Annotated in this window: 12 protein-coding genes; 9 read left to right on the forward strand and 3 right to left on the reverse strand. The window is 73.1% G+C overall.

Features of this window, described 5'->3' with window-relative positions:
• The first annotated feature begins 249 nt into the window (after nucleotides 1-249).
• Both hemW and AB0N90_RS12450 read left to right on the forward strand, forming a co-directional pair.
• Nucleotides 250-1,482: a radical SAM family heme chaperone HemW gene (gene hemW, locus AB0N90_RS12445; RefSeq protein WP_365195438.1), complete on the forward strand. Its 1,233-nt coding sequence runs from the start codon at nucleotides 250-252 to the stop codon at nucleotides 1,480-1,482.
• Between the two features lie 87 nt (nucleotides 1,483-1,569).
• Entirely contained in the window at nucleotides 1,570-1,992 is a 423-nt protein-coding gene (locus tag AB0N90_RS12450) for a Uma2 family endonuclease (RefSeq protein WP_365195441.1), read from the forward strand.
• Here the strand turns inward: AB0N90_RS12450 and AB0N90_RS12455 are convergent.
• Together AB0N90_RS12455 and AB0N90_RS12460 are read right to left on the reverse strand one after the other, a co-directional pair.
• Nucleotides 1,970-2,839 (reverse strand): DUF3097 domain-containing protein, encoded by an 870-nt coding sequence (locus tag AB0N90_RS12455; RefSeq protein WP_365195443.1) that lies wholly within the window; start codon nucleotides 2,837-2,839, stop codon nucleotides 1,970-1,972. The genes AB0N90_RS12450 and AB0N90_RS12455 overlap by 23 nt on opposite strands.
• Nucleotides 2,840-2,907: 68 nt before the next feature.
• Nucleotides 2,908-3,630, reverse strand: a complete 723-nt coding sequence (locus tag AB0N90_RS12460) for an MBL fold metallo-hydrolase (RefSeq protein ID WP_365195446.1) — start codon at nucleotides 3,628-3,630, stop codon at nucleotides 2,908-2,910.
• 184 nt (nucleotides 3,631-3,814) lie between these two features.
• Here AB0N90_RS12460 and hrcA point away from each other — a divergent pair, with 184 nt between their 5' ends.
• From hrcA to AB0N90_RS12495, 7 genes are all read left to right on the forward strand, one after another.
• Nucleotides 3,815-4,831 carry a heat-inducible transcriptional repressor HrcA gene (hrcA, locus tag AB0N90_RS12465; protein WP_085564686.1) on the forward strand — a complete coding sequence of 339 codons (1,017 nt, stop codon included), beginning with the start codon at nucleotides 3,815-3,817 and terminating at the stop codon, nucleotides 4,829-4,831.
• A complete protein-coding gene (gene dnaJ / locus AB0N90_RS12470) occupies nucleotides 4,832-5,968 on the forward strand; it encodes a molecular chaperone DnaJ (protein ID WP_085564685.1) in 1,137 nt (378 codons plus the stop codon). It begins immediately after the preceding gene.
• Nucleotides 5,969-6,147: 179 nt separating this feature from the next.
• Nucleotides 6,148-7,221: a nitronate monooxygenase gene (locus AB0N90_RS12475; protein ID WP_085564684.1), complete on the forward strand. Its 1,074-nt coding sequence runs from the start codon at nucleotides 6,148-6,150 to the stop codon at nucleotides 7,219-7,221.
• Entirely contained in the window at nucleotides 7,218-7,964 is a 747-nt protein-coding gene (locus AB0N90_RS12480) for a 16S rRNA (uracil(1498)-N(3))-methyltransferase (RefSeq protein ID WP_161219104.1), read from the forward strand. The genes AB0N90_RS12475 and AB0N90_RS12480 overlap by 4 nt, the downstream gene beginning before the upstream one ends.
• Before the next feature lie 17 nt (nucleotides 7,965-7,981).
• Nucleotides 7,982-8,374, forward strand: a complete 393-nt coding sequence (locus AB0N90_RS12485) for a VOC family protein (RefSeq protein WP_361668002.1) — start codon at nucleotides 7,982-7,984, stop codon at nucleotides 8,372-8,374.
• A 145-nt stretch (nucleotides 8,375-8,519) separates the two neighbouring features.
• Nucleotides 8,520-9,023 carry a hypothetical protein gene (locus AB0N90_RS12490; protein WP_365195451.1) on the forward strand — a complete coding sequence of 168 codons (504 nt, stop codon included), beginning with the start codon at nucleotides 8,520-8,522 and terminating at the stop codon, nucleotides 9,021-9,023.
• Nucleotides 9,024-9,119: 96 nt separating this feature from the next.
• On the forward strand, nucleotides 9,120-12,281 hold the full coding sequence (locus AB0N90_RS12495) for a PDZ domain-containing protein (RefSeq protein WP_365195813.1): 3,162 nt from the start codon (nucleotides 9,120-9,122) through the stop codon (nucleotides 12,279-12,281).
• A 4-nt stretch (nucleotides 12,282-12,285) separates the two neighbouring features.
• Here AB0N90_RS12495 and AB0N90_RS12500 read toward each other — a convergent pair whose 3' ends face one another.
• Nucleotides 12,286-12,609, reverse strand: a complete 324-nt coding sequence (locus tag AB0N90_RS12500) for a putative quinol monooxygenase (protein WP_361667997.1) — start codon at nucleotides 12,607-12,609, stop codon at nucleotides 12,286-12,288.
• Nucleotides 12,610-12,719: the final 110 nt, after the last annotated feature.

The following is a 12,719-nucleotide window of genomic DNA, read 5'->3' on the forward strand; positions in this document are numbered from 1 at the left end:
ACGGTCCGGGGGAAGCGGGGCTGCCGGGCCTTTGCCCCATCGGCATCGGACGGCCGGGCGCCGCGCCCGCCGCGCCCGCCGGACGCGACCGGGGCGGCGACCCGGAGGGCGCGGGGTTCCCGGCCCGGCCTCCCCGGTGTCGCGCGGCCGGACCCCGTGGCCGCCGCCGTTCTTCGGCGGCCGGGCGCCGCCCCCGCCCCCGCCGTGCTCGGCGCCCGGGGATTCCCGGCGGTGCTGGACAATGGGCGTATGCCTTCCGCACTCCCCGACGGTGAGCCCGTACCCGATGACGGCGCGCTGCCCGCGCACGCGCTCGACGGGGCGGGGGAGCGTCCGCTCGGTTTCTATCTGCATGTCCCGTACTGCGCGACCCGCTGCGGGTACTGCGACTTCAACACGTACACCGCGACCGAGCTGCGCGGCACCGGCGGGGTGCTGGCCTCCCGTGACAACTACGCCGAGACGCTGGTCGACGAGGTCCGGCTGGCCCGCAAGGTGCTCGGGGACGATCCGCGGCCGGTGCGCACGGTGTTCGTCGGCGGCGGCACGCCCACGCTGCTGGCCGCCGACGACCTGGTACGGATGCTGGCGGCGATCCGCGACGAGTTCGGGCTCGCCCCGGACGCCGAGATCACCACGGAGGCGAACCCCGAGTCGGTCGACCCCGGCTATCTCGCGACCCTCCGCGCGGGCGGCTTCAACCGGATCTCCTTCGGGATGCAGAGCGCGCGGCAGCATGTGCTGAAGATCCTCGACCGCACCCACACCCCCGGCCGCCCGGAGGCGTGTGTCGCGGAGGCCCGTGCGGCGGGCTTCGCGCATGTGAACCTCGACCTGATCTACGGCACCCCCGGCGAGAGCGACGACGACTGGCGGGCCTCCCTCGACGCGGCGATCGGCGCGGGACCCGACCACGTCAGCGCGTACGCCCTCATCGTGGAGGAGGGCACGCAGCTCGCGCGCCGGATCCGCCGGGGCGAGGTCCCGATGACCGACGACGACGTCCACGCCGACCGCTATCTGATCGCCGAGGAGGCCCTCTCCGCCGCGGGCTTCGACTGGTACGAGGTCTCCAACTGGGCCACCTCCGAGGCGGGCCGCTGTCTGCACAACGAGCTGTACTGGCGCGGCGCGGACTGGTGGGGCGCGGGCCCCGGCGCGCACTCCCATGTGGGCGGCGTGCGCTGGTGGAACGTGAAGCACCCCGGCGCGTACGCCTCCGCCCTGGTCGCGGGCCGCTCCCCGGGCGCGGGCCGCGAGCTGCTGTCCGCCGAGGACCGCCGCGTCGAGCGCATCCTGCTGGAACTCCGGCTGCGCGAGGGCGTCCCGCTCTCCCTGCTGAAGGAACCGGGCCTCGCCGCCTCCCGCCGCGCCCTGTCCGACGGTCTCCTCCAGCGCACCCCCTACACCGAGGGCCGCGCCACCCTCACCCTGCGCGGCCGCCTGCTGGCGGACGCGGTGGTACGGGACCTGGTGGACTGATCACTCCGGCGAGTGAATCGGTGCGGGAAGCCGGTTCGGTGCCTAGGCTGCCGCTGAAAGGACGCGGCGGATGTGGAGGCCACGGAGATGACCGCTGTGGACGAGCGTGGACTGGCCAAGTGCTTCGACAATTTCGAGCCTCCCGAGGGCGTCAAGGCTGAGCTTCTTCGGGGGGTAGTCGTGATGATGGCCGGCCCTGATCTGGTGCACAACCTGATCGCGCTGCACACCCAGCGGCAGATTCCGCTGGAACGGTGGTATCCGATTCAGACCCAGGACGTGAGCATCGCAGGTGAGGACAGCGTCCCCGTCCCGGATCTGGTGGTCGCGGCGCCGGACGCATTGCCTGGCTCGGGGCGTCTGCTGCCTTCCGAGCTGATCACGGCAGTGGTGGAGATCGTTTCCAAGCCCAAATTCGGGGATCCGGTCCGGCTGGAGGCCCTCGGAGTCGAACTGGACACCAGCGAGTTCGGCACCCTCCCCGAGGTCAGGCCCCACCGCTACCCGTGACGAAGTCGATCAGCTCCTCCACCCGTCCCAGCAGTTCCGGTTCCAGGTCCTTGTAGGAGTGCACGCGTTTCAGGATCGCCTGCCACACCGCGCCGGTGTTGTCCGAGGGCCAGCCCAGGGCGCGGCACACGCCCGTTTTCCAGTCCTGGCCGCGCGGCACCCGGGGCCATTCCGGGATGCCCAGTGAGGCGGGTTTCACCGCTTCCCAGATGTCGATGTACGGGTGGCCCACCACCAGCGCGTGTTCGCTGGTCACCGACCGCGCGATGTGGAACTCCTTCGAGCCCGGCACGAGGTGGTCCACGAGGACGCCGAGGCGGGCGTCGGGGCCCGGGTCGAAGCCGGTGACGATCGAGGGGAGGTGGTCCACGCCCTCCAGGTACTCCACGACGACACCCTCGACGCGCAGGTCGTCGCCCCAGACCTTCTCGACCAGCTCGGCGTCGTGCCGGCCCTCCACATAGATGCGGCCGGCCCGGGCCACGCGGGCGCGGGCGCCGGGGACGGCGACGGAACCGGAGGCGGTGCGGGCGGGGCGCGCGGGACCGGCGGCCGGTCGTACGAGGGTCACCGCCCGGCCCTCCAGCAGGAAGCCGCGCGGCTCCAGCGGGAACACCCGGTGCTTGCCGAAGCGGTCCTCCAGCGTCACCGTGCCCGCCTCGCAGCGGATCACCGCCCCGCAGAACCCGGTGCCGGGCTCCTCCACGACCAGACCGGGGTCAGCGGGTACCTCGGGTACCGGCTGGGGTTTCTTCCAGGGTGGGGTCAGGTCGGCGGAGTACTGGCGGGAGCGCGGGCCCGAAGGGCCCTCGTTGGCAGGGCGGTGGCGGGAGACGGGTGGGCGCATTCGGATGACGATAGGAGAAGCGGTGGGCGGGCGCTCACGACACGCCGGAAGCCGAGCGTCGGTGCGGCTCAGCTCACGCCGAACCGCGCGGCCAGCGCGTCCCGTTGGCGTCGTACGAAGGCCGCGTCGACCACCGCGCCGTGACCGGGCACGTACCGCGCGTCCTCGCCGCCCAGCGCCAGCAGCCGGTCCAGCGCGTCCGGCCAGCGCGACGGTACGGCGTCCGGGCCCGCCTGGGGCTCGCCTGACTCCTCCACCAGGTCCCCGCAGAACACCACCTCCGGGTCACCCGGCACCAGCACCACCAGGTCATGGGCGGTGTGCCCGGGGCCCACGTTGGCCAGCAGCGCCTGGCGGCCGCCGCCCAGGTCCAGGGTCCGCTCCCCGGAGACCAGCTGCCGGGGCGGCACCAGCGCCAGCGCCGCCTCCTCGGCCCGGTCCGCCGGGAGCCCGTGATGGACGGCGTCGTGCCGCAGCTCGTCCCGCCCGCGGCGGAACACCCCGTCCGCCCCCACCGCCGCGTACACCGCGGCCCCCGCGAAGGCCGCCGCCCCGAAGACATGGTCGAAATGGACATGGGTCAGCGCGAGATGGGTCACACGTCCACCGGCGAGCGCCTCGGCCGAGGACCGCAGCCGCGCCCCCTCCGCGAGGCTCGACCCGGCGTCCACCATCAGCGCCGTGCCCGCGCCCAGGACCAGCCCCGCCGTGCAGTCCCAGCCCGGCAGCCGGCACCGCCCCACCCCGGCGGCGAGCCGCTCCCATCCGTGCTCTTCCCAAGTCACCGTCATACCGCGACGCTAGCCGCAGCCGGGGTCGCGAGGGCACCGACCTTGCCCGGTGCGTACCCCACGGCCGTACACTGGCCGGGGAAACGCTGGCACTCGCATGCGAAGAGTGCCAAGACGGACACAAGAGGGACAACCGCGCGAGTGACGCGCGAGTGAGGGGACGACGTGCTGGAGGTGCGCGCCGATGCTGAGTGAACGCAGGCTTCAGGTGCTGCGCGCCATCGTCCAGGACTATGTCGGCACCGAGGAGCCGGTCGGCTCCAAGGCCCTGACCGAGCGGCACAACCTCGGCGTGTCCCCGGCGACCGTCCGCAATGACATGTCGGCCCTGGAGGACGAGGGATACATCGCGCAGCCGCACACCAGCGCGGGGCGCATCCCCACCGACAAGGGCTACCGGCTGTTCGTCGACAAGCTCGCGGGCGTCAAGCCGATGACCGCGCCCGAGCGCCGCGCGATCCAGAACTTCCTGGACGGCGCCGTCGACCTGGACGACGTCGTGGCGCGCACGGTGCGGCTGCTCGCGCAGCTGACCCGGCAGGTCGCCGTCGTGCAGTACCCGTCCCTGACCCGGTCCACCGTGCGGCACGTGGAACTGCTCGCGCTCGCCCCGGCGCGCGTGATGCTCGTGCTGATCACGGACACCGGCCGGGTCGAGCAGCGGATGGTCGACTGCCCGGCGCCGTTCGGCGAGGCCTCGCTCGCGGATCTGCGCGCGCGGCTGAACAGCCGGGTCGCGGGCCGCCGGTTCGCGGATGTGCCGCAGCTGGTCGAGGACCTGCCGGACGCCTTCGAACACGAGGATCGCGGTACGGTCTCCACGGTGCTCTCCACCCTTCTGGAGACACTGGTCGAGGAGAACGAGGAGCGGTTGATGATCGGCGGCACCGCCAATCTCACCCGCTTCGGACATGATTTCCCCCTCACGATCCGGCCCGTCCTGGAGGCCCTTGAGGAGCAGGTCGTGCTCCTCAAACTCCTCGGCGAGGCGAAGGATCCGGGCATGACCGTGCGCATCGGGCACGAGATCGCCCATGAAGGACTCAACTCCACCTCCGTGGTGTCGGTGGGCTACGGTTCGGGCGGCGAGGCGGTTGCCAAGCTCGGCGTGGTCGGACCGACCCGCATGGACTACCCGGGAACGATGGGAGCGGTACGCGCAGTGGCACGGTACGTCGGACAGATCCTGGCGGAGTCGTAAGTGGCCACGGACTACTACGCCGTTCTCGGCGTGCGCCGCGACGCGTCGCAGGATGAGATCAAGAAGGCGTTCCGTCGGCTCGCACGCGAGCTGCACCCGGACGTCAACCCCGATCCGAAGACCCAGGAGCGGTTCAAGGAGATCAACGCCGCTTACGAGGTGCTGTCGGACCCGCAGAAGAAGCAGGTCTACGACCTCGGCGGGGATCCCCTCTCGCAGTCCGGCGGCGCCGGCGCGGGCGGCTTCGGAGCCGGTGGCTTCGGCAACTTCTCCGACATCATGGACGCGTTCTTCGGCACGGCGTCGCAGCGCGGGCCGCGCTCGCGCACCCGCCGCGGCCAGGACGCGATGATCCGGATCGAGGTGGAACTGGACGAGGCGGCCTTCGGGACGACCAAGGAGATCCAGGTCGACACCGCGATCGTCTGCAACACCTGCAACGGTGAGGGCGCGGCTCCGGGCACCTCGGCGCAGACCTGTGACATGTGCCGCGGCCGCGGTGAGGTCTCGCAGGTCACCCGGTCCTTCCTGGGCCAGGTCATGACCTCGCGGCCGTGCCCCCAGTGCCAGGGCTTCGGAACCGTGGTCCCCACACCCTGCCCGGAGTGCGCCGGTGACGGCCGGGTCCGCTCGCGGCGCACGCTGACCGTGAAGATCCCGGCCGGTGTCGACAACGGCACCCGGATCCAGCTCGCCGGCGAGGGCGAGGTCGGCCCCGGCGGCGGTCCGGCCGGCGATCTGTACGTCGAGATCCACGAGCTGCCGCACGCGCGCTTCCAGCGCCGCGGCGACGATCTGCACTGCACGGTCACCATCCCGATGACCGCGGCGGCCCTCGGCACCAAGGTGCCGCTGGAGACGCTGGACGGCCTGGAGGAGATCGACATCCGGCCCGGGACGCAGTCCGGGCAGTCGATCCCGCTGCACGGCCGCGGTGTCACGCATCTGCGGGGCGGCGGCCGGGGCGACCTGATCGTGCATGTCGAGGTGCAGACGCCGACGAAGCTCGACGCCGAGCAGGAGCGGCTGCTGCGCGAGCTGTCCAAGCTGCGCGGCGAGGAGCGTCCGCAGGGGCAGTTCCAGCCGGGCCAGCAGGGGCTGTTCTCGCGGCTGAAGGACGCGTTCAACGGGCGCTGACCGCCCGGCCGTGACGGGTGTCGCGACGGCCTCCGAGCGAAGGTCGCCACGGCCTTCGACCGGGGGCCGTCGCGGTCTTCGAGCGGAGGCCGGCACCGCCTCTGACCGGGCGCGTAGTGGAATATGCCGATCCTGACACCCGATTCGGACTTGTTCGGAGGACGTGACACCATGCGGTCATGTCCTCCGCACTGACCGATCTTCTCCCTCACCCGATCGTGCAGGCCCCCATGGCGGGCGGCGTCTCCGGGCCCGAGCTCGCCGCCGCCGTGTCCGAGGCCGGTGGGCTCGGCTTCCTGGCCGCCGGATACAAGACGGCCGACGGCGTGTACCAGGAGATCAAGCGGCTGCGGAGCCTCACCGACCGGCCCTTCGGCGTGAATGTGTTCATGCCCCAGCCCGAGTACGCGGAGAGCGGCGCGGTCGAGGTCTACGCCCATCAGCTCGCGGGCGAGGCCGCCTGGTACGAGACCGAGCTGGGCGATCCGGACAGCGGCCGCGACGACGGCTACGACGCCAAGCTCGCGGTGCTCCTGGACGATCCGGTGCCGGTGGTCTCCTTCCACTTCGGGGTGCCGAGCCGGGAGGCGCTGGAGCGGCTGCGGCGGGCCGGGACCTTCACGCTGGTCACCGCCACCACCGCGGAGGAGGCCGTCGCGGTGGAGCGGGCCGGGGCGGACGCGGTGATCGCCCAGGGGGTGGAGGCGGGCGGCCACCAGGGCACGCACCGGGACGTCCCGGAGAACGACGGCACCGGCCTCGGCCTGCTGTCCCTGATCACACAGATCCGTGAGGCGGTGCACATCCCCGTCGTCGCCGCCGGCGGGATCATGCGCGGCGCCCAGATCGCGGCGGTCCTCGCGGCCGGTGCGAGCGCGGCCCAGCTGGGCACCGCCTTCCTCGCGACCCCCGAGTCCGGTGCGCCCGCCGTGCACAAGGAGGCGCTGACCAACCCCCTGTTCGTCCGCACCGAGTTGACCCGCGCGTTCACCGGCCGGCCGGCCCGCGGGCTGGTCAACCGCTTCCTGCGCGAGCACGGACCGTACGCGCCCGCCGCGTACCCGGAGATCAACCACCTCACCTCGCCGCTGCGCAAGGCCGCCGCGAAGGCCGGGGACGCGCAGGGCATGGCGCTGTGGGCGGGCCAGGGCCACCGGCTGGCGCGGGACCTGCCCGCCGGGCAGCTGGTCGAGGTGCTCGCGGCCGAACTCGCCGAGGCCCGCGCGGCGTTCGCCGAGGGGGGTGCCCGATGACCGCGCCCGTGTTCGTCGTGGCGGACTTCGCCGCGGACGGCGACCGCTATGTCCTGGACGGTCCCGAGGGCCGGCACGCGGTGTCGGTCAAGCGCCTTGAGGCCGGCGAGGAGGTCGTGCTCACCGACGGCGCGGGACGCTACGCGGTGTGCGAGGTGCTCGGCAGCGAGGGCAAGGACCGGCTGGTCGTACGGATGCCGGAGGTCTCCGAGGAGCCCGCGCCGCGGCCCCGGATCACGGTCGTACAGGCGCTTCCCAAGGGCGACCGGGGGGAGTTGGCCGTCGAGACGATGACCGAGGTCGGGGTCGACGCGATCGTGCCGTGGCAGGCCGCGCGCTGCATCACGCAGTGGCGGGGCGAGCGGGGGCTGAAGGCGCTCGGCAAGTGGCGGGCGACCGCGCGCGAGGCCGGGAAGCAGTCCCGGCGGGTGCGGTTCCCGCAGGTCGCGGAGGCGGCGAGCACCAAGCAGGTCGCGGCACTTCTGGCCGACGCCGACTTCGCGGGGGTGCTGCACTCCGACTTCGAGCACACCAGTGCGGCGCTGGCCACCGCCGAACTCCCCGCCGAGGGCGAGATCGTGCTGGTAGTCGGTCCCGAAGGAGGCGTCTCCCGGGACGAGTTGGCGCTCTTCGAGGAGGCGGGCGCGAAGGCGTACGTCCTCGGTCCGAGCGTGTTGCGCACATCCACCGCCGGTACGGCGGCCGCGGCCCTTCTCCTGGGGCGCACCGGCCGCTGGTCCTGAACTCCCCTGGGGAACACATGGAACTCGCCCAAGTACGGCTCCTGGTCACCGACTTCGCCGCCTGCTACCACTTCTACGCCGATGTCCTCGGCCTGAAGCCGCAGTCCGGCGCGACCGAGGGCCCCTACGAGAAGTTCAGCCCCCACACGGGCTCCGCCGGCATCGCCCTCCAGGACCGCGCCATGATGGCCGAACTCCTCCCCGAACTCGCCGACCCCGCCGACGGCCACCGCTCCCTGGTCGTCCTGCGCGTCGACGACCTCGACGCCTACTGCGCCGACATCACCGCCCGCGGCGCCACCCTCCTCCAGCCCCCCACCCCCCTGACCGACCGCATGCGCGTCGCCCACCTCAAGGACCCCGAGGACAACCTGGTGGAACTCCAGGAGTGGCTGCTGCTGCGGGGCTGAGGGAGCGGCAACCGCCCCTCGGCGGGCGCCGTTTCGAAGGAACCGGCACGCCGAACGGGTGAGTGCCAGGGATCGGGCTTCCGTCCGGTGCTCCTCTGGTGGCACTCTGCCGTGCATGGGGGCATTCCTGTGGGTTCGGTCGCGGATGGTCGCTGTTGTCGGGATCGTCGGCGCGGTCGGCGTCGGTGTCGTGGGGTGCCAGTCGGATGTGCTCGGGTCGGCCGGGGTCGCCTACACCACCGGGACGATGGCGAGCGCGCGGCTGGAGCAGGCGGACGTGGACGTCAGCTGGCTCAACTGCGTGGGCGATCCGGGCGGGAGCGCCGGGGCGACGGTCGCGCCGGGGCAGAGCGCGGTCGTCTCCGTGGACTGCCGGGGCGAGACCAGGGGCCGGGGGCGGATCACCGTCAACGGAGAGGTGACCCGGGCCGTGGACGGCGCCTGTGTGCGGGGCGATCTGCGGGCCAGGGTCGGCGGCAGACAGGTGTTCCACGTCAGCGGGCTCGGCGACTGCTCGGCCGCGCCGGGACCGACGTACCGCCCGCCCAGCTACCCGCCCGTCGGCGCCCAGCCCGCCGTCACGGTCACCGTCACCCGGACCCTCTGGTGCCAGAGCGACCCCAACTGCCTGCCCGTGGCGGGCAAGTGATCGAAAAGGGACCCGCGGACGGCGGCCACTGCGTAAGGTGACGGGGTGACTCAGGGCGCTTCGACAGGAACCTCCGGCTACCTCCGATTCCCGCACCTGCACGGCGACTTGGTGACATTCGTCGCCGAGGACGACGTGTGGCTCGCCCCCCTCGAAGGGGGCCGCGCCTGGCGGGCCAGTGCCGACAACATCCCGGTGAACCACCCCCGCATCTCGCCCGACGGCACCACCCTCGCCTGGACCTCGACCCGCGACGGCGCCCCCGAGGTGCACATCGCCCCCATCGACGGCGGACCGGCGAAACGCCTCACCCACTGGGGCAGTTGGCGCACCCAGGTCCGCGGCTGGACCCCCGAGGGCCAGGTCCTCGCGCTGAGCACCACCGGCCAGCCCAGCCTGCGCCGCACCTGGGCCCGCGCCGTCCCCCTGGACGGCGGCCCCGCCATCACCCTGCCGTACGGCCCGGTCGGCGACGTCGCCCACGGCCCGCACCCCGTGCTGCTGTCCGCCCCGATGGGCCGCGAGGCCGCCTGGTGGAAGCGCTACCGCGGCGGCACCGCGGGCAAACTGTGGATCGACCGCGACGGTGACGGGGAGTTCGCCCGGCTGCACCAGGAGCTCGACGGCAACATCGAGTACCCCCTCTGGGTCGGCGACCGCATCGCCTTCCTCTCCGACCACGAGGGCACCGGCGCCCTCTACTCCTCCCGCGCCGACGCCTCCGACCTGCGCCGGCACACCCCGATCGACGGCTTCTACGCCCGGCACGCCGCCACCGACGGCACCCGCGTCGTCTACACCAGTGCGGGCCGGCTCTGGCTCCTCGACGACCTCGACGGCAGCGCCCCGCGCCCCCTGGACATCCGCCCCGGCGGCCCCCGCGTCGACCTTCAGCCCTTCCAGGCGAGCACCTCCCACTGGTTCGGCTCGGCCGCCCCCGACCACACCGCCCGCGGCAGCGCCGTCGGCCTGCGCGGCGCCGTCCACTGGGTCACCCACCGCTCAGGACCGGTGCGCGCCCTCGCCGCCGAACCCGGCGTCCGCACCCGGCTGCCCCGCACCTTCCGCGCCGACGGCGAGGAATGGGTCGTCTGGGTCACCGACGCCGAGGGCGAGGACGCCTTGGAGTTCGCCCCCGCCACCGGCTCCGCCCTCGGCGCCACCCCGCGCCGGCTCGCCGCCGGACGCCTCGGCCGGGTCCTGGAACTCGCCATGGCCCCCGACGGCAGCCGCGCCGCCGTCGCCGCCCACGACGGCCGCCTCCTCCTGGTCGAACGGGAGACCGGCGAGGTCCGCGAGGTCGACCGCGGCGAGGACGGCGACGTCCGCGACCTCACCTTCTCGCCCGACTCCGCCTGGCTCGCCTGGACCCATCCCGGCCCCCGCCCGCTGAGCCAGCTGCGCCTCGCCCACACCACCGACCTGACCGTCAGCGAGGCCACCCCGCTGCGCTTCCAGGACCACGCGCCCGCCTTCACCCTCGACGGCAAGCACCTCGCCTTCCTCTCCAACCGCTCCTTCGACCCGGTCTACGACGAACACGTCTTCGATCTGGCCTTCGTGGGCGGCACCCGCCCCTACCTGATCACCCTCGCCGCGACCACCCCCTCCCCGTTCGGACCGCAGCGCCACGGCCGCCCGTTCGAGACCTCCGACAAGGAGGAGACCCCCGACAGCGAGGGCGTCCCCTCCACCCGGATCGACCTGGACGGGCTCGCCGACCGCATCGTGCCCTTCCCGGTCGAGTCCGCCCGCTACGGCAATCTGCGCGCCGCCAAGGACGGCGTGCTCTGGCTGCGCCACCCGCTGCACGGCGTCCTCGGCACCACCCGCGCCACCCCCGACGAGGCCGACCCCAGCACCGAGCTGGAGCGCTACGACCTCGCCCAGCAGCGCCTGGAGCATCTCGCCGCGGACGCCGACCGCTTCGAGGTCAGCGGCGACGGCAAGCGGGTCCTGCTGTGGACCGACGGCAAGCTCAAGGTCGTACCCAGCGACCGCCGCGCCTCCACCGACGAGGACAGCGACTCCAACATCACCGTCGACCTCGGCCGCATCCGGCAGACCGTCGACCCCGCCGCCGAGTGGCGGCAGATGTACGACGAGACCGGCCGCCTCATGCGCGACAACTTCTGGCGCCCCGACCTCGGCGGCGTCGACTGGGACGGCGTCCTCGACCGCTACCGCCCGGTCCTGGACCGCCTCGCCACCCATGACGACCTCGTGGACCTGCTGTGGGAGGTGCACGGCGAACTCGGCACCTCGCACGCCTATGTCATCCCCCGCGGCGGCTACGGCCACGGCCCCCGCCAGGGCCTGCTCGGCGCCGACATCTCCCGGCACGAGGACGGCGGTTGGCGCATCGACCGCATCCTGCCCTCGGAGACCTCCGACCCGGAGGCCCGCAGCCCGCTCGCCGCACCCGGTGTCGCCGTCCGTCCCGGAGACGCGATCCTCGCCGTCGCCGGCCATCCCGTCGACCCGGTGACCGGACCCGGCCCCCTGCTCACCGGCACCGCCGGCCGCCCCGTCGAACTCACCGTCTCACCCGCGGCCGGCGGCGACCCCCGGCATGTCGTGGTCGTCCCGCTCGCCGACGAGGAACCCCTGCGCTACCACGCCTGGGTCGCGGACCGCCGCGCCCACGTCCACGAGAGCTCCGGAGGCCGCCTCGGCTATCTGCACGTCCCCGACATGCAGGCCCCCGGCTGGGCCCAGATCCACCGGGATCTGCGCGTCGAGGTCGCCCGGGAGGGCCTGATCGTGGACGTCCGGGAGAACCGCGGCGGCCACACCTCCCAGCTCGTCGTGGAGATACTGGCCCGCCGCATCGTCGGCTGGGACATGCCCCGCGGCCACCGCCCCTTCAGCTACCCCCGGCACGCCCCGCGCGGTCCCGTCGTCGCCGTCGCCAACGAGTTCTCCGGCTCCGACGGCGACATCGTCAACGCCGCCATCAAGGCCCTCGGCATCGGCCCGGTCGTCGGCACCCGCACCTGGGGCGGCGTCATCGGCATCGACAGCCGCTACCGCCTGGTCGACGGCACCCTGGTCACCCAGCCCAAATACGCCATGTGGCTGGAGGGCCCCGCCTGGGCCGTCGAGAACCACGGCGTCGACCCGGACGTGGAGGTCGTACAACGCCCTCAGGACTGGGCGAGGGGCGCGGACCCGCAGCTGGACGAGGCGGTCAGGCTGGCGCTGGCAGCGCTGGAGTCGGCACCCGCCAAGACGCCTCCGGCGCTGCCGCCCCTCTAGGGCCTCAGTCGATGGAGAGCTCGCCCATCGCGTTCCAGCCGTCCGCTCCCTCGATGGTGGTGCTGACGATGTCGGGGGTGCGGCGCAGCAGGGGGCGCATCGCTTCGAGACCGGCGCGGAAGTGGTCGGAGTTGACGTGCGCCGCGCCGGCGTCGTCCTGGAAGGCCTCGACGAGGACGTAGGTGTCGGGGTCCTCCAGGCTGCGGGACCACTCGAACCACAGGTTGCCGGGTTCGGCGCGGGTGGCCCGGGTGAAGGCCTCGACGTGCTGCGGCCACGCCTCGGTGTGCTCGGGCTTCACGGGGAACTTGACGACGATGAAGATCATCGATCGATGATATGCCGCCGGCCTCCCGGAGGCGTGAACACCACAACTCACCGGTGCCCCACCGACTACGATGATCCCCGAACCCGATCCCGGCGAAAGCGAGCGCACGC

Source organism: Streptomyces sp. NPDC093018, from assembly GCF_040684035.1.
In the GTDB taxonomy this organism is placed as follows: Bacteria; Actinomycetota; Actinomycetes; order Streptomycetales; family Streptomycetaceae; genus Streptomyces; species Streptomyces murinus.